This is a genomic window from Streptococcus varani (assembly GCF_001375655.1).
Taxonomy (GTDB): domain Bacteria; phylum Bacillota; class Bacilli; order Lactobacillales; family Streptococcaceae; genus Streptococcus; species Streptococcus varani.
Map to the genome: position 1 here is coordinate 147,940 of NZ_CTEN01000001.1, position 20,080 is coordinate 168,019.

21 protein-coding genes are annotated in these 20,080 nt (G+C 40.1%); all 21 read right to left on the reverse strand.

Annotated features, from left to right (window positions below):
• Window positions 1-76 precede the first annotated feature (76 nt).
• Window positions 77-1,171, reverse strand: a complete 1,095-nt coding sequence (locus BN1356_RS00870; protein WP_093649560.1) for a DUF871 domain-containing protein — start codon at window positions 1,169-1,171, stop codon at window positions 77-79.
• A gap of 61 nt (window positions 1,172-1,232) precedes the next feature.
• Window positions 1,233-2,549, reverse strand: coding sequence for a PTS cellobiose transporter subunit IIC (celB, locus tag BN1356_RS00875; RefSeq protein ID WP_093649561.1), 1,317 nt, complete (start codon window positions 2,547-2,549; stop codon window positions 1,233-1,235).
• A gap of 40 nt (window positions 2,550-2,589) precedes the next feature.
• Window positions 2,590-3,093: a hypothetical protein gene (locus BN1356_RS00880; protein ID WP_093649562.1), complete on the reverse strand. Its 504-nt coding sequence runs from the start codon at window positions 3,091-3,093 to the stop codon at window positions 2,590-2,592.
• A 48-nt stretch (window positions 3,094-3,141) separates the two neighbouring features.
• A complete protein-coding gene (locus BN1356_RS00885) occupies window positions 3,142-3,456 on the reverse strand; it encodes a PTS cellobiose transporter subunit IIA (protein WP_093649563.1) in 315 nt (104 codons plus the stop codon).
• An 11-nt stretch (window positions 3,457-3,467) separates the two neighbouring features.
• Window positions 3,468-5,453, reverse strand: coding sequence for a BglG family transcription antiterminator (locus BN1356_RS00890; protein WP_093649564.1), 1,986 nt, complete (start codon window positions 5,451-5,453; stop codon window positions 3,468-3,470).
• A 73-nt stretch (window positions 5,454-5,526) separates the two neighbouring features.
• Window positions 5,527-5,841 (reverse strand): PTS cellobiose transporter subunit IIB, encoded by a 315-nt coding sequence (locus BN1356_RS00895; protein WP_093649565.1) that lies wholly within the window; start codon window positions 5,839-5,841, stop codon window positions 5,527-5,529.
• Window positions 5,842-6,040: 199 nt separating this feature from the next.
• Entirely contained in the window at window positions 6,041-6,274 is a 234-nt protein-coding gene (locus BN1356_RS00900; protein ID WP_093649566.1) for a hypothetical protein, read from the reverse strand.
• 25 nt (window positions 6,275-6,299) lie between these two features.
• On the reverse strand, window positions 6,300-6,536 hold the full coding sequence (locus tag BN1356_RS00905) for a hypothetical protein (RefSeq protein ID WP_093649567.1): 237 nt from the start codon (window positions 6,534-6,536) through the stop codon (window positions 6,300-6,302).
• A 16-nt stretch (window positions 6,537-6,552) separates the two neighbouring features.
• The gene (locus tag BN1356_RS00910) at window positions 6,553-6,780 is read right to left on the reverse strand and encodes a hypothetical protein (RefSeq protein WP_093649568.1); all 228 of its coding nucleotides are present in this window, start codon (window positions 6,778-6,780) and stop codon (window positions 6,553-6,555) included.
• A gap of 425 nt (window positions 6,781-7,205) precedes the next feature.
• Window positions 7,206-7,370, reverse strand: a complete 165-nt coding sequence (locus tag BN1356_RS12550; RefSeq protein ID WP_176694195.1) for a hypothetical protein — start codon at window positions 7,368-7,370, stop codon at window positions 7,206-7,208.
• Between the two features lie 103 nt (window positions 7,371-7,473).
• Window positions 7,474-7,815, reverse strand: coding sequence for a hypothetical protein (locus BN1356_RS00915; protein ID WP_093649569.1), 342 nt, complete (start codon window positions 7,813-7,815; stop codon window positions 7,474-7,476).
• A 26-nt stretch (window positions 7,816-7,841) separates the two neighbouring features.
• Window positions 7,842-8,177, reverse strand: coding sequence for a hypothetical protein (locus BN1356_RS00920; RefSeq protein ID WP_093649570.1), 336 nt, complete (start codon window positions 8,175-8,177; stop codon window positions 7,842-7,844).
• Window positions 8,178-8,603: 426 nt separating this feature from the next.
• The gene (gene leuS, locus BN1356_RS00925) at window positions 8,604-11,105 is read right to left on the reverse strand and encodes a leucine--tRNA ligase (protein WP_093650028.1); all 2,502 of its coding nucleotides are present in this window, start codon (window positions 11,103-11,105) and stop codon (window positions 8,604-8,606) included.
• Window positions 11,106-11,658: 553 nt separating this feature from the next.
• Window positions 11,659-13,554: a M13 family metallopeptidase gene (locus BN1356_RS00930; RefSeq protein WP_093649571.1), complete on the reverse strand. Its 1,896-nt coding sequence runs from the start codon at window positions 13,552-13,554 to the stop codon at window positions 11,659-11,661.
• 98 nt (window positions 13,555-13,652) lie between these two features.
• Window positions 13,653-15,344 (reverse strand): ABC transporter ATP-binding protein, encoded by a 1,692-nt coding sequence (locus tag BN1356_RS00935; RefSeq protein WP_245620271.1) that lies wholly within the window; start codon window positions 15,342-15,344, stop codon window positions 13,653-13,655.
• Between the two features lie 29 nt (window positions 15,345-15,373).
• Window positions 15,374-16,147, reverse strand: coding sequence for a hypothetical protein (locus tag BN1356_RS00940; protein WP_093649572.1), 774 nt, complete (start codon window positions 16,145-16,147; stop codon window positions 15,374-15,376).
• A 2-nt stretch (window positions 16,148-16,149) separates the two neighbouring features.
• The gene (locus BN1356_RS00945; protein WP_093649573.1) at window positions 16,150-17,022 is read right to left on the reverse strand and encodes an ABC transporter ATP-binding protein; all 873 of its coding nucleotides are present in this window, start codon (window positions 17,020-17,022) and stop codon (window positions 16,150-16,152) included.
• Window positions 17,015-17,446, reverse strand: coding sequence for an Msa family membrane protein (locus tag BN1356_RS00950; protein ID WP_093649574.1), 432 nt, complete (start codon window positions 17,444-17,446; stop codon window positions 17,015-17,017). The genes BN1356_RS00945 and BN1356_RS00950 overlap by 8 nt, the downstream gene beginning before the upstream one ends.
• A gap of 9 nt (window positions 17,447-17,455) precedes the next feature.
• Window positions 17,456-18,037, reverse strand: coding sequence for a CPBP family intramembrane glutamic endopeptidase (locus BN1356_RS00955; RefSeq protein ID WP_093649575.1), 582 nt, complete (start codon window positions 18,035-18,037; stop codon window positions 17,456-17,458).
• A 1-nt stretch (window position 18,038) separates the two neighbouring features.
• The gene (locus BN1356_RS00960) at window positions 18,039-18,788 is read right to left on the reverse strand and encodes an amino acid transporter (protein ID WP_093649576.1); all 750 of its coding nucleotides are present in this window, start codon (window positions 18,786-18,788) and stop codon (window positions 18,039-18,041) included.
• A gap of 845 nt (window positions 18,789-19,633) precedes the next feature.
• Window positions 19,634-20,077, reverse strand: coding sequence for a D-aminoacyl-tRNA deacylase (gene dtd, locus BN1356_RS00965; protein WP_093649577.1), 444 nt, complete (start codon window positions 20,075-20,077; stop codon window positions 19,634-19,636).
• Between the last annotated feature and the right edge of the window lie 3 nt (window positions 20,078-20,080).

Genomic DNA, 20,080 nt, shown 5'->3' on the forward strand with positions numbered 1-20,080 from the left:
TTATAGCACAAGCCAGCTAAAATGAGAATTTATCACTCAAAAAACCAGCCTCTTACAACGCTGGTTTCCTCACTTCTTATTTAGTTTCTAGAAATTTAAAGGACTGCCATGGTTGAATCAAATCCAGGAGAATGAGATCCGCTTTACGAACATGTCCAATAACATTCTGGCGACTTCCCAGATTAGGATGATCTTGTAATGCAAGTTGCAACTCGCCACGATACTGGCCAGCCTCATCATTACCGATAGTAACATCTCCTCGCTTGATATCAACCGCATTAAAAACTGGAATAGATTTTTTTCCATATTTGACCCGAGTCTGACTTGATCGAATCATATAACCTGAATAGTCCCCCCGATAGAGCTGGACTTCATCCAAACAGATGGTTTTTTCAAGCTCACTGACTCCCGCTTCGAATTCCACCTCAAGCTCTGGTATGGTTGCAAAGAAAACCTTCGCTGCAGCAGTCAAATCTTCTTGAGAAACAAGAGAAGAACTGATAAAAATATCATCAATCAAACCTGTTGCTTTGAGGACTTGGATTTGCGTAGTAATGGGTAAATCCCTTTGAAGTTCGCTAGAAACCATGAGGTCTGTTAAAGGCCAAGGACCAAATTTACCAGACTTTGTATCAACAAAGGCCGCAGTCAGAAGATTATAATCCTTGTACTGTTGAGCCGTCTCCATAAAATAATCAAAATCCAAAGCAGTATAAGCTTGAGGATAAAAGTTATGAGAACCAATTAAACAATTCTTATTGGCACCAAAGTCCATGATGAGGTCCAGATAGTGCTGACCTCTAGAAATATTAGTTTCAATAATAATACCATGTGGGTTGTGAGTCATCTGTGCTTCCTCATAGCCACGGAAACCTTCATCCAAACGAACAGACCAAACACCCATGTCTGCAAAGAAAGCCATATCATCATAAGACAAGTCTAAGGCAGTAAAAAGCTTTGGATTGACATCAATGGATGTTTTGAGTCCTTTTTGATTTCCATAAGCAATAATTTCCTTAAAAGTTTGAACAGTTTCATCTGGATTATCTGCTACTTCTAACATGGAAGTAAAGATCCGAGTATAACCCAAGCTGGCAGCTTGATCAATATAAGTAGACATTTCCTCAAAAGAAGACTTGGAAGGGTAAATTGAAATTCCTAGTTCTGACATGATTAACCTTTCTAAAAAACACCCTCATCCAAGAGGAAGAGAGTGTTGATAAACCATTAAATTATGCAGCGCCTTGTTCTTCTTTAACAAGTTTTGCATCATAAACTTTGATGAATGGGAACCAAATTGCAAAGGCTACCAATACACAGACGATAGCAAGGATACCGGCTTTGATATCACCACCAGATCCAATAAAGGCTCCGATACCGCCAGGACTTGGCCAAGGCATTTGTGCAATATTTTTAGCAACTAAACCTGAGTTTACTACTAAGAAAGCAAGAGATGCGGTCACGATTGGAGCAAGCATAAATGGAATGGCCAAGATCGGGTTATAAACAACTGGTAAACGAAAGATAATTGGCTCATTGATGTTGAAGAGAGCTGGGCCGATAGAAGCTTTACCAAGGATCTTTAATTGTTCTGATTTAGCAAAGAAAGCGATGAAAAGAGTCATACCGAGTGTCGCACCAGAACCACCGATTGTTACATAAGCATTGGTAAATTCACCTGCAAAGGCATATGAAGCACCGTCAACGTTAGCTGCCATGTTAGCCAAAAGAATTGGATTTACAAGAGCCATAACGATGTTGGCACCATGTATACCAACGATCCAGAGAGCATGTACCAAGAAGTAGATAACGATGATACCTGGAAGAGAATTAGTGATGTTTGTTACGAAAGCAAATGGAATAGCGATAACTCTATAAATATCGGTACCCATAAAGATGAAGGCACCATTGATAACGATAACTGTAATTGCTACGACGAAAGCAGGAATCAAAGCAGAGAAAGAACGAGATACTCCTTCTGGAACAGCTTCCGGCATCTTGATAACCCAGTTACGTTTCACACAGAGGCGGTAGAGTTGCACTGCCAAAACTGACATCAAAATCCCTGTAAAGATACCAGCAGTACCTAGACGTGATAAACCATCACCACCAACAGACCAACCACCAATAGTTGTTGCACTTGAAACTAGGCCCATCACACCTTTATCAAAAACCAATTCAGGAATGGTCATGAAGAAAGCAAATATTGATAGGATTGCACCGTTAAGAGGACTAAGATTAAGACCTTCTTCTTCGGCATAAATCTTGGTATATTCATAACCAATGACCAATGTAAAGTAAAGAGTCAAAATCCCCATAGAACACTTGTAAGCCAAGAGAGTCAAGGCTGAGAATTTGTCAAATGAGCCAGCCCAAATTCCAGCTAATGCAGGAAATGCTAATGGAATGACACCTAGAACAAGGAAAGCAGAACCCACGATGGTCAATGGGATAGAAGCCATCCCGGCAGCTACGATAGCCCGAACTGGTCTATAGGTCGCAACCTTACCCATGGGACCCATGAGGTACTTCTCTAAAAATTCAAACATATATTTTCCTCCTAAAATTTTTTTAATAATGTTTGCAAAGTTATTTAAGGGTAGCCAAATAATGTTTTAAACGAATGTACTGTTTATCTACATTTTTGTTGATACGGCTCAGTTTTAACAATATCCAAAGTGCAATAACAACACCTACTGCCTGTACTGATAACAATACGATGGTTGTCTGACTATTCTGCAAGAGGAAAGGAAATAAGAATCCGGTTTGTCCTGCTACAGTTAATAGCGCTAAGAAGATATTGACTACAATAATCGTTTGGTAAAAACGCTTGGTAATTTTGGCTTCTTCCTGATTTCGATTGAACATTTTAAACTGTTCCCACATGGTAACACCTGCAAAAGAAATCATGGCAAGCGGTAAAACCATGGCAAGGTAATCCTGAGTCATATAAAGCACAGCAGCCCAGTAAAGATTAATAAAAAGATAGGCAGCACTAATATAGCGAATCGCTAGATAACGATTGTAGAACATAGCCTTAATAGCGTTATCTTTTCTTATTTCTTCAATTCTTGCTTTTTCCTGGTCTGTCATTCAGATACCCTCCAATCATTTTTCTCATACTGTGAGATTCTTAAGCTTTTATTTTACCTTTTTGTAGAGTTCCAGCATTTCCAAGGCCACTTCACGTAGCGTCATACTGGTCATCAAGTGGTCTTGAGCATGAACCATAATGATTTCGATTTTGATTTCGACCCCATTAGCATATTCATGCAAAAGTTTAGTTTGGGATTGATGAGCCAAAAGAATCTCATCATTGGCAGCTTCCAATTTTTCCGCCGCAGCCTCATAGTTGCCCTCACGCATATCTGCAAAAGCAGCATGTACTGTTGAGCGAGCATTACCGCTATTGAGGATAATCTCAAAGGCGGCCATTTGTACTTCTTCTGTGTTCATAATCTTCCCTTCTATTGTTCATCTTGATCAAGACTGAGGAAAATTTCTTTAAATTCTTCAAAATCTTGACAATTCTTCATTTTTTCTTTTATTTGTGGCAAATCAACTAAGTTGACCATACCTCTGGTAATATCTGACAGACCCTCATTACCATAAATAGAGGAGCTGACTAGAAAGACCAAGCGGATCTGTCTAAAACTTTCATCCCAAACCAAACTATTTTTCAAGATAGCAACCCCAATCTTGTGGTTTTTATCCAAAGCTTTAATGGGATGGGGGACCGCAATTGTCTCGTCAAATACCACTGTACTCATCTTAGACCTTTGGTGTATCAAATCTAGCATGTGATTTTGGTAATCTTCATCCCTTCCATCATCTAAAAGAGATACCAGATGTTGGAGAACCATGTCCTTATCACTTTCGTCTAGAATAGCAAAATAATCTTTTGAGAAATAATCATCAAAGTAGTCCTTTATTTTCCCTTTGGAACTTGCCTTCTTCTGATTCGATTTCTTAGCCGTTAATTTTGATAATTCTTTCTTGATATAGGCCGCTTCATCTTCCTTGAGAAAAACACTGACCTTATAAACAGGAATAGCAAAGACAAGATTAGACAAATCAATAGTCGAAATAATGCAATCAACACCTGCTAATTTTTCGTCGTTGATATCGTAGTAACCAACCATCTCAGCCACATTAACATACTGACTCAGTTCATTCTGAATTCGGTGCCTCAACATCTGTGCACTGCCATAACCTGTAGCACAAATGACCAAGGCGTTGGGCTTATGCTCTTCCTTGTGGCGTTCCAGAGCCGCCATGATATGCAGAGTGACGTAGGCAATTTCATCCTCAGATAAGAATTCCATGGGAACAGCTTCCAAGTAAGAGAGCATGGTTCTTGTCAAAGCTAGAGCTTCTTGATAATTGGCCTTGATTTCATCCAAGAGCGGATTATCTAGGTGAACATCATTCTCCAAGCGTTCCAACAAAACTTCTAGGTGAGTCAGGAGACCTTCAGAAAGGGTAAAGTCGCCGCTAAACTGAAAACCGGTCTCTTTGTCCAAGCGTTGAAGGGCAGATAAGATTTCCTGTCGTAGTTGATAGGTCACTTCAGCTTCTTGTCTACGCTCACTGTTTTGCCCTTTTGAGATTAAATGGAGGGCAATATAGTTGACTTCACTATTTGGAAAGTCAATCTGAGTCACTAAGCGAATCCGATTCAAAATATTTTTAGCAACCAATATTTCTTTTTGGTAACGTAACGGGTCCAAATCGATAGCAGAAATTTGAAAACCTGATTCCAAGCGTTTGATAGCTAGAGCGATATGAACTACCAGATTTTGAATAACAAAGTCCGACAATTTCAAATCTTGACTACGGGATTCGTCTAGGATAACCATGGTCAATTCTTCAAAATTAATGGGCAATTTAAGGACATCATGGCGAACATACTGATGGATGTTCTTCATGAACTGACCACTGAAGAAATAATCCATAATGAAATGACGCTTGTCTTGCTCGCTTCCAGAAACATAAACACCCTTGTTGGCCCGACTTTCGATGGTCAGTTTGTATTTTTCCAACAAGAGGCGAATTTTTTTGAAATCAGAAGAGAGAGTTGACCGACTGACAAAAAGCTGATCCATCAGGTCTTCAAAAAGGAGACCCTCTTGCTCAAACATGAGTTTGTTCAAGATAAAGTGATGTCGATCGTTGATATCAGCATTAGCCATTCCGTTTTGGATATGGTGCTCAGATAAAAATTGCTGGTAAAGCTTGTCATCCTTGATGGAGAGGCGGTATCCAAATCCTTGTTTGGATTCGATAACCAATCCCTCACCAAGTTTTTCTAGTTCTTGACTAAGATTTTTTAAATAGGTTCGAACTGTCCGATCCGTACAGGAGAGGTGTTGGGCCAGTTCTTTACTAGTCACGTAAAGACTGCTGTCTTGCGACAAATAGTTCAAAATCATCTTTTCTTTTTGATTTAGCATAGGAGCTCCTTATTCTAATCCTAGAACCACTATATTAACATTTAAACTATTCTTACCCAACTGTCAAGTCGACCTAGAGGCTTTCTTTGACCAAGGTAGCCATTTTTTCGATTCCCATTGGAATTGGAATGTAGGCTTGTGGTGGAATTTGGACAACAGGTTTGCCCACTTTGGCACCTTCGTCTGCCAATTGTTTATAGTTCATTTTTGTTTGTGGACTAACAAGGTAAAGATCATAAACAGCGTCTTGGATTAGCTTTTTCCCTTCAGGGACACTGACTGCATCCATTTCAATCGCGAAACCTTGTTCATTCAAAAGTGCAGCCGTTTTTTTAGCAATCAGTGAAGATGACATACCTGCGGCACAAACGATAAGTGCTTTAACCATAAAAATTTTCCTCCGTTTTAAATAATATAAAAGTTTACATTCTCATTATATCTGGATACGCTTTCAGTTTGAATAGCGAGTATTTCCGTATCACTGCGGAAATTTTGTAGTCAGACAAAGGAAATTTCCTAAATCATCCTCAGGACCTATACTGTAAAATCATGGATACTAAAAAAGACCAGTTAGACTGGCCTTTGGGTTAATAGCGCGAAGAAAATGGTTGAAAGTGCATATTGCCAATCAGTACATCCTTTTTGGTCAAGTCATATTCATCCATAATCAACTGACGCAAATTAGTGTCGTTGATTTTGCTGGAAACCAGGTAGCCTGTGTCATGTTTGGACTGGATACGAGCCACCTCCAACAAACGTTGATTTTTAGACAGGTCTGGTATCTCCATGCCATTTTGAAATTGAATCACATATGAAGTCATTATTTTCCTTCTTTTTCTATAGCTTTTATAAAATTGCTGCTGCACCAAAAGCAATATGTGTTGAGACAAGGACTACATCTTTCATTGGAAGATTGTACTCTTCTGTGATGAGCTTACGGAGCTCACCGTCATTGAGCTTCGTTTTAACAAGAAGCCAGTCCTCCTGCTTCTTTTCGACAGTAAGAATTTCTGCTAGTTTTGGACTAGCAGCTAAATCTGGAACAGCCACTCCTTTACCAAATTGAATACGATATGTTGACATAATTTTTCCTTTCTTTTTATCCAGTTCTAAATGACAGGTAGGTCGATACCACAACCACATCTTTCATTGGAAGATTGTACTCTTCTATGATGAGCTTACGGAGCTCAACCTCATTAATCTTGCTATTGACCAAATACCAATCCTTATGTTGCATTTCGACAGTCAGTGTGTCTACTAATTTTGAATTGGCAACTGGGTCTGGAACTTCCACACCTTTGCCAAATTGAATACGGTAACGAGCCATCGTTCCTCCTTTTTTAACTTGTTTACTATTTATTTTTTCATGCTATCTAGCTAGGATTTGGGTACTCCATGCGGGGCAATATTAACTCTCGCCCCGGATCCATATTAAAGTTTTAGAACAAATATTTCTTAAGTTCTCTTTCACCAATCGCAGTATGGACAAAAGCAATATCCTTGCCATTATGGTAGTGAATCTCGAGTTCAGTTTCCTTTAAAAAACGATGAAGGTCCTCGGGTTGTTTGAAAACAAGACACCACTCATCTCCGCCTCGGAAAATTGGCCAACTCTTATCACCGTCATTTTTAAGGAAATCTTGGACCTAGATATTCATGAATAGAAAGGAGCCATAAGCAAGAGTAAAGATGACGAAACTTAAAAATAGATAAGTGAAAATACTTGGCACTGTCTGCCTCTTTTCCAACAACTTAAGATACAAAAATTAAGGGGTTAAAGAATGTTGCTACGGCTATCCTCTCTGGACCCATTTGAAAATGTTGCACCATGTAGTCACGGATTTGACTTTCATACAAAGGGGATATGATAATAGCAGTATTCTCCAAAATGGTCTTAATAGGAAAGATCTGGTTCATTCTGGAAGTGGGGAATATTCGCCACATCCTTGAAGGTCAAGATCTAGTCATGGGTAATTTTTTCACATTTTTATATCTTATTGGGCTAGAGATAAAAAACTCTTTAAGCCTTATTTTGCTCGTATGCCCAACGTGCTTCCCCCGAGATATGAACTTGCCGATCTGCTAAATTGTAATCATTCATCAGCGTTTGTTTAATCACACGGTCATTGATTACTTTACTCTTGACCTCCCAAGTCATATTATCAGGAGATTGACTAATAATCACAATCTTACCTCTCAAATTGTTGTTTTCCCTAATATTAGGCGCCACTTCTAGCTCATCAAAGCGAATGATATAAGGAACGCCGTGTTTCTTAGGAAAAACAAAATTCATGTAGTACATGTAGTAACCTATTCCCAAAAATATTAACAAGGTCACTGCTGAAAATAACATTTCATTCATAACGCTTCCTAATTTCTATTTTCTTTTTAATAAACCAACTGACGAGTACTGACAGTGTATTGGTTGGGTTTCAAGTTGTAAGCCGTTTTAAGGAAATCTTTCAACTTGGCATCGTTGACTACTGATGCTACACAATAACCATCTTCATTTTTATACTTAACCGTTGCTAGTTCTTGGAAAGCTGTATCCTGTTCCAAGTCTGGAATTTCAACGCCCTTGAATGTAATGAAATAAGTAACTGAAGAACGCCCTTTAGCGTCTTGGTAACGCGGAGCGATTAGCTTCTTTCTCATCGCAATAATTAAATAAACTAGACCAGCTACAATAGCGATTCCAATTATAAAATTGAAAAATGTTTCCATACGAATACCTCTTTTTATTAAAGTTATTATATCATATTTCAGAGCTTGTGCAAGGGTTTTCACAAAAATATTTAGGTCTAAAATGAATACTAAAAGTTACTATATATAGGAAGAAAAGTGAAAAAATATTTTTAATTTTTTTGCCAAATAGCTTCCTAGGGACGAAAAAAAGCAAGGATAGACCTTGCTATAGATTACGTAACCACAATATTAACCAATTTAGTTGGCTCCAACACTCTGAGGAGAGACTGTTGGAGGTGGGAAATGGAGCTAATAAGCGAGTCTTATCTAATAACACTGTTGAAGAGAGCTGGTTTGGTACCGCTGGAAAGCTCCGGGGAAGTTTTCAGGTCGGAAATAAGCAAATACACTTGCCACTCGTCTCCTATTTCTTGCTCGTGGGCTAAAAAGGTCCACCGGACCTTTTTACTTCACTACAATATTGACCAGTTTATTTGGTACTGCTATCACTTTGACAATGTCTTTACCAGCAATTTCTGCTTGGACTTTGGCATCTGCCATGGCGATAGCTTCCAATTCTTCACGGCTGGCATCTTTTGGCACCATGAGTTTAGCCTTAACCTTGCCCTTGATTTGGACAACGATTTCGACCTCCGCTTCGACCAGCTTGCTTTCATCCCAAGTTGGCCAAGCCACATGTGAGATGGACTCAGTTGATCCTGTCACCATTTGCCAGAGTTCTTCTCCCAAGTGGGGTGCAAATGGCGCTAAGAGTTGGATAAAGCCTTTGGCATAGTCCACAAAGAGTTTGTCTTCTTTGTTGGCGCTATTTACAAAAATCATGAGTTGGGCAATGGCGGTGTTAAACTTCATACCCTCGATTTGCTCGGAAACAGCCTTAACCGTTTCATTGTAAACCTTGTCTAGGTTGCCTTTGTTTTCCGTAGTCAATTCCTTAGTTGAAATCAGGCGGTAAACGCGATCCAAGAACTTGCGCGAACCTTCCAAACCTTCTTCAGACCAGGCGATGGACGCATCCAGTGGCCCCATGAACATTTCGTAGACACGAAGAGTATCCGCACCGTATTGGACAATGACATCATCTGGATTGACAACGTTCTTGAGGGATTTAGACATCTTAGCCGGAGCTTGCTCCAATTCCTCGCCAGTTTCCACATGGAAGAAAGAGCCATCACGTTTTTCAACCTTGTCCGTTGCCACAAGTGCACCGCGACCATCGCGGTAGCTGGTTCCCAAAATCATGCCTTGGTTAAAGAGTTTTTGGAAAGGCTCCTTGGTTGGCACAACACCGATATCATAGAGGAATTTGTGCCAGAAACGAGCGTAGAGCAAGTGAAGCACCGCATGCTCTGCACCACCAACGTAGATATCCACTGGCAACCATTGTTTAAGCAATTCTTCGTCTGCCAATTTTTCTGTGTTGTGTGGATCAATATAGCGCAGGTAGTACCAGCTTGAACCAGCCCATTGTGGCATGGTGTTGGTTTCACGGCGACCTTTGACTCTATCTTCGCGGATGACTTCTAACCAGTCTGTCAAGTTGGCTAGTGGTGACTCACCTGTTCCTGATGGGCGAATATCCTTAGTTACAGGAAGGACCAATGGCAATTCACTTTCTGGAACAGCCGTTGAAGTGCCATCTTCCCAGTGAATAATCGGGATTGGCTCACCCCAGTAGCGTTGGCGACTGAAGAGCCAGTCACGCAAGCGATAGGTTACCTTTTCAGTACCAACGCCCTCTTCTTCCAACCAGGCCACCATCTTGGCAATCGCGTCAGCCTTGTCCAAACCATCTAAGAAATCAGAGTTGATGTGGGCTCCATCCTCGGTATAGGCAGCCTCATCAACATTTCCACCTTCCAGAACGGGAAGGATTTCCAAGTTGAACGCTTTGGCAAATTCCCAGTCACGCTCATCATGGGCAGGAACAGCCATAATAGCACCTGTTCCATAACTTGCCAGTACATAGTCGGCAATCCAAATCGGCATTTCTTTGCCATTGACAGGGTTGATGGCGTATGCACCAGTCCACACACCGGTTTTTTCTTTGGCCAAGTCGGTACGAGCCAAGTCTGATTTAAGACTGGCTTGGCGTTTGTACTCTGCAACCGCATCCGCTTGGTCAGCTGATGTGATAGCATCTACAAGAGCATGCTCAGGAGCTAATACTGCGTAGGTTGCACCGAAAAGGGTGTCCGGGCGAGTGGTGAAAACCGTGAAGTTTTTGTCCGTATCCTTAATCTTGAAGGTCACGTTGGCACCGGTTGATTTTCCAATCCAGTTGCGTTGCATGTCCTTGATAGACTCTGGCCAATCCACCTCTTCCAGATCTTGCAAGAGGCGCTCTGCATAGGTAGTGATTTTCAGCATCCATTGGCGCATAGGTTTGCGGACTACAGGATAGCCACCACGCTCAGAAGTTCCGTCCGGCAGCACTTCCTCATTGGCGATGGCAGTTCCTAGCTCTTCTACCCAGTTAACTGGGACTTCTGCTTCGTAGGCCAAGCCTTTTTCATACAACTTAGTAAAAATCCACTGGGTCCACTTGTAGTAATTCGGATCCGTCGTATTGATTTCGCGGTCCCAGTCATAGGAGAAACCGAGAGCATTGATTTGGCGCTTAAAGGTAGCAATATTTTCCGCTGTAAAGTCCGCTGGGTCATTCCCCGTATCCATAGCGTACTGCTCCGCTGGCAAACCAAAAGCATCCCACCCCATTGGGTGGAGGACATTGTAGCCATTGGCCCGCTTGTAACGACTGAGAATATCGGTCGCCGTATACCCTTCTGGGTGACCAACGTGCAAGCCAGCACCAGATGGATAAGGGAACATGTCCAAAGCGTAAAATTTCGGTTTTGATGCATCTGTACCCGTTTTAAAGGTATGATGATCCGCCCAGTGTTTCTGCCACTTGGGTTCAACTTCTTTGTGATTGTATGTAGTCATAATTAAGATACCAAGGCCATAAAAAATAAGCAGTAAATCCAACATCTTTGATTCTCTAGACGCTCCTTCGTCGAGACGACTAAGATTTTCGCAATCAAACTTGATAGACTGTGAAAAACCAGACGACTGCGACGCCAGCATTCTACTTTTGTTTATTTCCCACGAACTTTTTAGGCCGAGTTCCATTCCTTTCTCAAACTTCTTTATAATCTGTTTACTATTATAGCACGAAAAGGACAAAGAAAAAAGGCATTAAATCAGCCCTTCGTCTCCAAATAATCCTGTAAGCTAGGCAGAATTTCCTGTCCATTCTTGATTCCTCTCCTTTCTACAAATTAGTAGAAATCCATCGCCAAAAGAAGATTGCCACATTTGAACAGCTGAAACGTGTAACAGAGGCTGTGTACAAAATCCAACATGAAGAAAAACGACTATAGTCCGATGAGACAAGGACTAGGTATTTTTTTACCTCAAGTAAGCAGTTTGGTCGAGAATACGACAGAACGAATTAGAAAACATCAAAAAAGCCTAGAAATTTCTAGACTTTTCGTGATTACCAAATCATAACGCGATCTTCAGGCGCTCGCCACATTGGGTCTTTTTCTGTGATGTCAAATTCTTCGTGGAATTCTGGGAAGTTGGTCAGGGTGACATTGGTCCGTAATTTACCTGGAGCATGAACATCGACCGCTGCCAACATCTGCATAAATTCCTCACGCGCCTTCATCCGCCAAATAGTGGCAAAGTTGATGAAGAAATCACGCGCCGAGAAGTCCGCTTCTTTCTTAGCCGCTTCTAAAGCACAGGCCACACCTCCTAAATCTGCCACGTTTTCAGAAACCGTCAGTTGGCCATTGACCTTGGCACCATGGGAATCCAGACCATCAAACTGGGCCACCACCATATCTGTTCGTTTTTTGAAAGCCGCGAAATCCTCATCCGTCCACCAGTTCTTGAGGCTACCATGTTCATCAAAGGAAGCCCCGTTGGTGTCAAAGGCATGGGAAATCTCATGGGCGATGACCGCGCCGATACCACCATAGTTGGCTGATGACGATTGATCTAAGGAATAAAATGGCGCTTGTAAAATGGCTGCTGGAAAGACAATTTTGTTCTGTTGAGGGCTGTAATAGGCGTTGACCATATGAGCCGGCATGCCCCACTCTGTCGTATCCACAGGTTGATTCCATTTGCTCCAAGCATAGGCGATGGAGATTTTTGCTAGATTTTGAGCATTTTCGACCAAAGAAAGGTTCTCATCGATGATTTTCTTCTCGTAGGTTTCTGGCAATTTCTCTGGATAGCCAATGTGGGGTGTGATGACATTGAGCTTGACAATGGCTTTTTCACGGGTTTCCGGAGCCAACCAGTCCACAGATTCCAATCGAGATTTGTAGACCTCAATCATAGCCTTGACCTTAGCTTCCACGTCTGCCTTGGCTGCTGCCGAGAATTTTTCTCCTGCATACCAGAGACCCAAAACTTGATTGTAAGGCCCCTCTGCCAAGTAGTAGGCTGCTTTTTTCTTGTCCTGAGCTTGAGGAGTACCAGAAAGCGCACGACCAAAAGCACCGGAGAGGATACGAACTTCGTCTGTCAAGTAGGCATTGTAGGCCTTCGCTGCTGACAAAATCAAATCCGCTTTCAACAGTTCCCAGTTTGCTTCTGAGAAATACTGGGCTGCAAATTCTGTCCAAAAACGCTCCTCTGGAATCACAACCATATCCGGAAGCTGACCTAAAATGCTAGTAAAAATAGCATCCAGAGGCAGTTCAGGGACTAGTTTAGTGAAATCCGCCCACTTGTAAGGGTGGTAAAGTTCGGCATATTTTGCCCCCTCTTCACGGGATAAAACAAACTGAGCCAGTTTGCCATCTAATGCCAATTTTTTATCTAGCAGATCCTTGATCTCTTGGTCAGAAAAACCATATTTGGGCAAGAGAGCTTCGTTAGATTCCCGCCAGATAGCCAGCAACTCCTTGCCTTTTTCATTGTCATCTGCATAATAAGTCGTATCTGGCAAAATAATACCCGGGGCATCCGCCCAGAGAACATTGAGCTGGGCATTCATGAAATCTGGCGCTACACCAAATGGAAGGGCACTTGGCTTACCAGCCATCTCGTATCCTGCCATTTTGCTGGTAAATTCCGCAAAAGAGGAGATGTTTTGGAATTCCTTTATCAAAGGCAGTACCGGCTCCACTCCAAGCGCTTCACGCTTGTCGAAGTCGGTCGTCATCTTGAGGAATTTGACAAAGTTAGCCAAAATAGCATCCGATGGCAGGTCTTTCCCCGCCAACCAAGCATCTGACTTGTCCAACATGAGCTCCTCAATCTCATCTGCCAAGTCCGAAAAACCACCCGTCCGTGGCTTATCATCAGGAATCACCGCAGTACTGGCCCATTCACCATTGACGGCATCATAAAAATCATCTTGAAAACGTGTCATTTTTTCTCCTTTTTAAGCTATAAAACTTCACTTATTATAGTAACAGAAAAACAGGAGAAAATCTCCTGTTGGGGATAGTATTCGAGCAAAACAAGCGTCTAGCCTGCTTTTGGTAAACCAGATAGAAATTCTCGGTATAATTCGTTGGTCTGAATGAGTTGACGATGGGACCCACAAGCAGAAATGCGACCATTTTTATCCAATACTAAAATAGAATCCGCAGCCTGGACGGTGTGTAATCTATGAGCGATTGTCAATCTTGTTTTTCCTGTTGTTATGTTATTGATGGCTTGACTAATCACTTTCTCCGTCACACTATCCAAGCTGGATGTCACTTCGTCCATCAAATAAATAGGATGTTCTTGCAGCAAGGCTCGTGCAATGTTAAAACGTTGTTTTTGCCCTTCAGATAGTCCTGTACCGCTATCTGTAATTTCAGTATCCAGACCATTGTCTAGATTTTCAATCACCTGCATCAAATCTAGTTCTCTTAGAACTTCCTCTAATCGCTCTTCAGACACGGATTCATTTTTCCCATAGAATAAATTCTCTCTAATAGTCCCTTGGAAAAGGGTATTATCTTGTGGAATGTAAGAGATAAGATTTCTAACTTGACTCGGCGATAGGTTGCTTAAGCAGTGGTTTCCGATGTGTAATTGCCCTTGATAGCCCTGATGAAATTTCATGAGAAGAGAAAAGATTGTCGTTTTTCCTGCTCCGCTGGGACCAACAATGGCCAGATGCTGACCAGACTTAACTGTCAGTGATACATTGTTTAAGACCTTTTCTGTATCATCATAAGCGAAACTTACATTTTTCATTGTAATGCTATAGTCTTTCGCTGTTTTTATAGATGACTGATGTTCTTCCTTATCTAAGGCTAGTATTTCCGTCAGGCGATGGGAAACACTCTTTAATTCAGCCCATTCAGTCATGGATTCGGACAAAGAAGTCACAGGTTCAATTAGCTGGACCATGTACAACATAAAGGTCATCAAGGTACTCATGGTCATGGACCCTCTCGTAACCTCCATTCCTGCTATAAAAAACAAGAGCATAATGAAAAACATTGTGAAACTATTGATTAAGGTAGACTGAACAGAGGATAGTCCAATAATCTTTTGAACATTTTTCGTTAATTCAGAAAAAGCTCGCCCCATCACTCTTTCCTCAAAGTTTTCACCATTAAACGCTTTCATCAGTCGAATATTCCTAAATTTATGACTGATACGACTAGAAACAGCCCCCAGTCCCTCTTGATAATCTGTATAGTACGCTTCCAATTTTGTATTTATCGGTAAGATAATAAATAATAATATGGGAACCAGTAGTAAGCCAATAAGGGTCATCGGCAGACTAATTCTAACCAAAAAGTAAATGGACCCTAAAATAACAATTGCATTTAACAAAGTATTGGGTAATACGGCTGTAATAAAATTCATAACAATGGACATATCATTCGTTAAGCGACTCGAGAAATCACCAGCCTGATGACGGTCCAATTCTTTTGTCGTCGACCTTAACAAAGAGGAGTAGATATGTTTTTGAAGTCGATTCAGAGTTACACTGCCACACAAACCGATTAGGTAAGTAGATATTGCTTGTAAGGTATAGGCGGATAGAAACAGACTGACAAAACCAACTAAAATAGCAGGACGATTTAATAAATCTCTTAAAAACTGCTCATCCAATAACTGACCAATTGCCTGCGGTAGCAACAAAGACAATGCCGTTCCCAGAAAGCTCAACAATAGACCGAATATAAACTTAGGTTTCTCTATGAATTTCATGATAAGTGCTAGTATCTCATTATCGATCATTAAAACTCCAGTCGGTTAAATTTATGCATACCAATTTTTAGGAAAATAATGGAATATAGAGCCGTCACTCCGAGCGCTCCTAAAAAAGCTAGGGTAGCTTGAAAGAATCCATTTGCAGCAAGACTACTATATCCATTCGGGAATAAGAGGCCCATTGGCCCGCCAATAATAGATGTAATAAGCATAGTCAATGTTGCTACCACTGCAGTTGCCATCGTCGCTCCTGTCTTGCAGTACAAGCAAAGGCATGCAGCAATCCCAATTGATAAGACGTCTTTCGCAAATAGTCCCCAGATACTCACTATTGTCGAAAAAATAATTTCCGAATCTGATCCAAAGAAAGATAAACTAGCAATAGGCAAATGAACTACCCTTGTATAGTAGACAATTGTTGATACAATCGCGAACAGTGAATAAAAGAGGCTTACTACACCAATTATGCTAAAGTATTTCGAAAAAAATACTTTGTACCGACTCAAGTCCCTATACAAAAACAAGGTATGAGTATCTATTTCCTTTCGAAATACCGATATCGTCAGAAAATAGATTGCTAAAGTAGGTAATATCGAACCATCAACAGAATTGAGCATAATATCTAAGAATACAATATTACTGATTTGGTATCCCTTGTCTACGGATATCTGCATAAAATTGGATTCTCCAAAAAACGATGCCACGAAATAAACTACTGGAAATAATGCAAACGATAAATAGACTTTTGCTTCTTTTCGTTTCCAGGTTGATGCAAAAATAGCTGGTAAAATTTGTTTCATTTTTATCCTTCCATAAAGAGTTCTTTCAGATGGTTCTCTTTCATTTCAAGACTAGAGATTAGCTTGTTTTTTCCCAAAACTTCAAACACTGCATGTAAATCATCTGTCACGTCTCCAACAACAATCTCCAATCGATTATCTACTAAGCGAATCGAATCATTTTGTAAAGGAAGCATCATCTCAATATCCTTCTTAGTATCTAAATGAATGATGATACCTGGCTTTCTAGACCCTTCTCGCGCATTAGCTAAACAACCATTATCAATATATAGATAGCGTTCACACAACTCTTCCAACTCTCCTAGTTGGTGGCTCGAAATCAACATGGATATTTGACGTTCACTGGACCATCTTTTTAAAATAGTAATTAATTTCTGGACACCGATAGGGTCTAAACCGACAAAAGGTTCATCCAAAAGCAAGAAATTTGGCTCTGCCACCATAGCAATTGCAAGGGCTGTTCTTTGTTTCATTCCAAAAGAAAAATCTCTCGGTTTTCGATTCCGCTCATCCCATAACTCAACCAGTTTCAAGGTAGGCTCGATATTGGAAAACATATTTTCTTTATCATGCAAGCGAAGATAAAACTTTACATTCTCCATAACTGTCATATCTGGATAGAATACTGGATCAATCATAATTCCAAAATCAGCTAATATATTATCCTGACTGTAGATATCAACTCCATTATAAGCGATATTCCCTTTTGAAGGTTTTAATGATTTGGCCATCAGTTTCATCAACGTTGATTTCCCTGCCCCATTTTTTCCAATAAGACCTACAATTTCCCCTTTTTTAATTTCTAAACTAACATCTTTCAGGGAATAAAAATCATTTCCCGAAAATTTCTTAGAAAGATTGTTTATTTTAAGCATAAGTGACTCCTTTGTTTGTATTCAGTTGTGATGTTCTTGAAAAGAAATAGCAGACTGCCGAAGGTGACAAATATGCTAAGACAGCAAAGAGGATTTGTTCAATACTCAGTAAGTTTTCCGCCACATCTACACTCATATCAGCGGTAGATACCGTATTCGCTTGGACAAATTCTAACCAAACTCCTGACTTCATTGTAAAAAAAGCAAAAGAAATATAAAAGAGAAATGCTGCCGCAGGAGAGAGTAAACTATATAGTAATTTCTTTTTGTTTTCCTTCTGCAAAATGGTGATCAGACTATTTACCACTATTGGAACAAGGTATATCATTCCTAAAAATAGGGGAACTGGTAAAGAGAGAAGCGAATTTATACTTACAACAGTCAGTAATACATAAAATAAAAAAATAAGAGCGATTGTTAACATTTTTTCTCCTTAAAATGGAATCCTTGACACTACTAAATTGTATATCCAATGACCTGCGACAGCATAGTGCAAACCAATTTTTGTAGCGAAGATGGAAAATAAAATACCCAGAGGGGTTCTAATAAATAAGTTATCGTATACAGGATAATTTAAATGCAATACAAAACCAAACAGTACTGCAGATATCAGAATCGCCATTACATAATTATAATTTTCTCTGATGAGGCGATAAATGATGTACCGAAATAAGACTTCCTCACATATAGAGATTACCATCTGATGGAAGTATTCGTCACTATGTATGAAAAAATGATTCAGTAAAAAGATAAGGAATGCCAAGCTGATATACTGCCGCCAATCCCATTGAACATCACTTATTTTCATCTCACTAAACTGCCGTTTAGCCAGTAACAGTGGAAGAACAATGAATCCTATTGGCATGAAGAGTAGCAAAGCTAGTAGATAAGTACTCTCAATATTCCCAATAGAAAAGACAAAGAGCATCGAAGTACCCATCACATAGATAAGACTCGCAAGTGTTATTAACCCTAAACTAAATAATATCGGCTCTACTGCCAGTTTATATTTCATATTAGAACTCTACCTTTTTGAATAATCTATGTGCATTCCAATAACCTACCAGATAATAGAGTACAGACAAACCGATAATCATTAGTATGGCACTTAACAGATGAGTCTTTTCAAACTCATTTGCATAGGTAATAGGTGTGAAGTACTTCATCCCAACCAACAGTGGCGCTACTACAAAGAACAAACACTGAAATACGCCGACAATTGCAGCAACTATTGTTTTTGATTTTATAGAAATCGCTGATACCACAACAACTGTTACTGCATTCAATAAAAGGAGAGATAAAATCATGAGAAGAGATTTCATGATAGCCTGTGAAGTTGTTGGGAATAGACTTGAGTTGAGACTAAAGTTAGGAACCATAATGAGGTAGTAAGTTAAGAAGGCCGCCACACATGTAGCCACTACAAATAACAGATATACTAAAGTCAGCCCTGTTATCTTAGCTTTAAATATGCTGGAACGCGATAGATCTTTGTAAAGAAATAACACCTTGCTATCTATCTCCTCTCTAAAAACAGAAGAAATAAGCAATGAAAAAATTAAAGTTGGCAATACCAACTGATACTGTGTCAATAACGTCATTTCTAAAAAGTTCAGAAAACTTTTTGTATAATCTATATCTAATCCATCCATATTCCCTGCTAGAAAAGGAATTAAGAGCGGAATCATACTAAAAGCTAAAAATATAACTGTGTCCCTTCTATTTATAATTGTTTTATAAACCGGGACTACTAAACTATTAAACATACCTATTTCTCCTAATTATTAATTATCAATCAGATAGAGATTCTAGATAGAACAAACTCCATCTGATTGATAGTTAAAACTACCAATTCAAAATCAAGACCTAGATTGACCATCCACTCTTGCGAACATTGACTGAGACTGGTCCTACCTTAATGGTATTGCGCTTTGTTGTACGTTTCTTTTTCATTTATCTTCCTCCTAAACTTAAATTGACCATCCGCTCTTGCGAACATTGACTGAGACTGGTCCTACCTTAATGGTATTGCGTTTCGTTGTACGTTTCTTTTTAATTTATCTTCCTCCTAAACTTAAATTGACCATCCGCTCTTGCGAACATTGACTGAGACTGGTCCTACCTTAATGGTGTTGCGCTTTGTTGTACGTTTCTTTTTCATTTATCTTCCTCCTAAACTTAAATTGACCATCCGCTCTTGCGAACATTGACTGAGACCGGTCCTACCTTAATGGTGTTGCGCTTTGTTGTACGTTTCTTTTTCATATATTTTCCTCCTAAACTTAAATTGACCATCCGCTCTTGCGAACATTGACCGAGACTGGTCCTACCTTAATGGTATTGCGCTTTGTTGTACGTTTCTTTTTCATAGTTCTCCTTTCTTCTGTCTTTTCTCAAGAGGTCTGTAACAACCTCTCACTTATCTATTCGCAATTATTTTAGAAAACTGTACTTTTCTCTAAATTTTTTCAACATGTGTTAAATATTCCAAACGATTCCTTCCTCCTTTTCTGATTTCCAAGAAGTCCTCAACAACCTCTCACTCAATCTATTCGCAATCATTTTGACGAAAGCAAAAAAACAAGACCTGAAATGTCAAGTCTTGTCTTCTTTATCTGTTTTTGGTGTCTAAAATAATGGTTACTGGTCCATCGTTGATAAGGGCTAGTTTCATATCCGCTCCGAATTCTCCTGTTTGAACAGGAACGAACTCGGCTAATTGTTTGTTGAACTGGTCATAAAGTGCTGTTGCCATGTCCGGTTTGGCCGCCCCTGTAAAAGCTGGGCGGTTGCCTTTTTTCGTATCGGCGTAGAGAGTAAACTGGGAAATAGATAAAACCTGACCGCCAATATCTTGAACAGACAAATTCATCTTATCATTTTCATCAGAGAAAATCCGCATATGGCTAATCTTGCGCACTGCATAATCCACATCCTCCTGACTATCCTCGGGTGCCACACCGACTAATAACAAGAGGCCTTGCTGAATCTGGCCTTTGACCTGACCTTCGATGGTCACTGAGGCCTCCTTGACTCGTTGAATGACGATTTTCATGCT

What these genes read in the sequence shown, in the direction of transcription:
- BN1356_RS00870 (WP_093649560.1), bottom strand. Translation starts at nt 1,171, where the DNA reads ATGTCAGAACTAGGAATTTCAATTTACCCTTCCAAGTCTTCTTTTGAG.
- celB (WP_093649561.1), bottom strand. Translation starts at nt 2,549, where the DNA reads ATGTTTGAATTTTTAGAGAAGTACCTCATGGGTCCCATGGGTAAGGTT.
- BN1356_RS00880 (WP_093649562.1), bottom strand. Translation starts at nt 3,093, where the DNA reads ATGACAGACCAGGAAAAAGCAAGAATTGAAGAAATAAGAAAAGATAAC.
- BN1356_RS00885 (WP_093649563.1), bottom strand. Translation starts at nt 3,456, where the DNA reads ATGAACACAGAAGAAGTACAAATGGCCGCCTTTGAGATTATCCTCAAT.
- BN1356_RS00890 (WP_093649564.1), bottom strand. Translation starts at nt 5,453, where the DNA reads ATGCTAAATCAAAAAGAAAAGATGATTTTGAACTATTTGTCGCAAGAC.
- BN1356_RS00895 (WP_093649565.1), bottom strand. Translation starts at nt 5,841, where the DNA reads ATGGTTAAAGCACTTATCGTTTGTGCCGCAGGTATGTCATCTTCACTG.
- BN1356_RS00900 (WP_093649566.1), bottom strand. Translation starts at nt 6,274, where the DNA reads ATGACTTCATATGTGATTCAATTTCAAAATGGCATGGAGATACCAGAC.
- BN1356_RS00905 (WP_093649567.1), bottom strand. Translation starts at nt 6,536, where the DNA reads ATGTCAACATATCGTATTCAATTTGGTAAAGGAGTGGCTGTTCCAGAT.
- BN1356_RS00910 (WP_093649568.1), bottom strand. Translation starts at nt 6,780, where the DNA reads ATGGCTCGTTACCGTATTCAATTTGGCAAAGGTGTGGAAGTTCCAGAC.
- BN1356_RS12550 (WP_176694195.1), bottom strand. Translation starts at nt 7,370, where the DNA reads ATGAACCAGATCTTTCCTATTAAGACCATTTTGGAGAATACTGCTATT.
- BN1356_RS00915 (WP_093649569.1), bottom strand. Translation starts at nt 7,815, where the DNA reads ATGAATGAAATGTTATTTTCAGCAGTGACCTTGTTAATATTTTTGGGA.
- BN1356_RS00920 (WP_093649570.1), bottom strand. Translation starts at nt 8,177, where the DNA reads ATGGAAACATTTTTCAATTTTATAATTGGAATCGCTATTGTAGCTGGT.
- leuS (WP_093650028.1), bottom strand. Translation starts at nt 11,105, where the DNA reads ATGACTACATACAATCACAAAGAAGTTGAACCCAAGTGGCAGAAACAC.
- BN1356_RS00930 (WP_093649571.1), bottom strand. Translation starts at nt 13,554, where the DNA reads ATGACACGTTTTCAAGATGATTTTTATGATGCCGTCAATGGTGAATGG.
- BN1356_RS00935 (WP_245620271.1), bottom strand. Translation starts at nt 15,344, where the DNA reads ATGAAATTCATAGAGAAACCTAAGTTTATATTCGGTCTATTGTTGAGC.
- BN1356_RS00940 (WP_093649572.1), bottom strand. Translation starts at nt 16,147, where the DNA reads ATGAAACAAATTTTACCAGCTATTTTTGCATCAACCTGGAAACGAAAA.
- BN1356_RS00945 (WP_093649573.1), bottom strand. Translation starts at nt 17,022, where the DNA reads ATGCTTAAAATAAACAATCTTTCTAAGAAATTTTCGGGAAATGATTTT.
- BN1356_RS00950 (WP_093649574.1), bottom strand. Translation starts at nt 17,446, where the DNA reads ATGTTAACAATCGCTCTTATTTTTTTATTTTATGTATTACTGACTGTT.
- BN1356_RS00955 (WP_093649575.1), bottom strand. Translation starts at nt 18,037, where the DNA reads ATGAAATATAAACTGGCAGTAGAGCCGATATTATTTAGTTTAGGGTTA.
- BN1356_RS00960 (WP_093649576.1), bottom strand. Translation starts at nt 18,788, where the DNA reads ATGTTTAATAGTTTAGTAGTCCCGGTTTATAAAACAATTATAAATAGA.
- dtd (WP_093649577.1), bottom strand. Translation starts at nt 20,077, where the DNA reads ATGAAAATCGTCATTCAACGAGTCAAGGAGGCCTCAGTGACCATCGAA.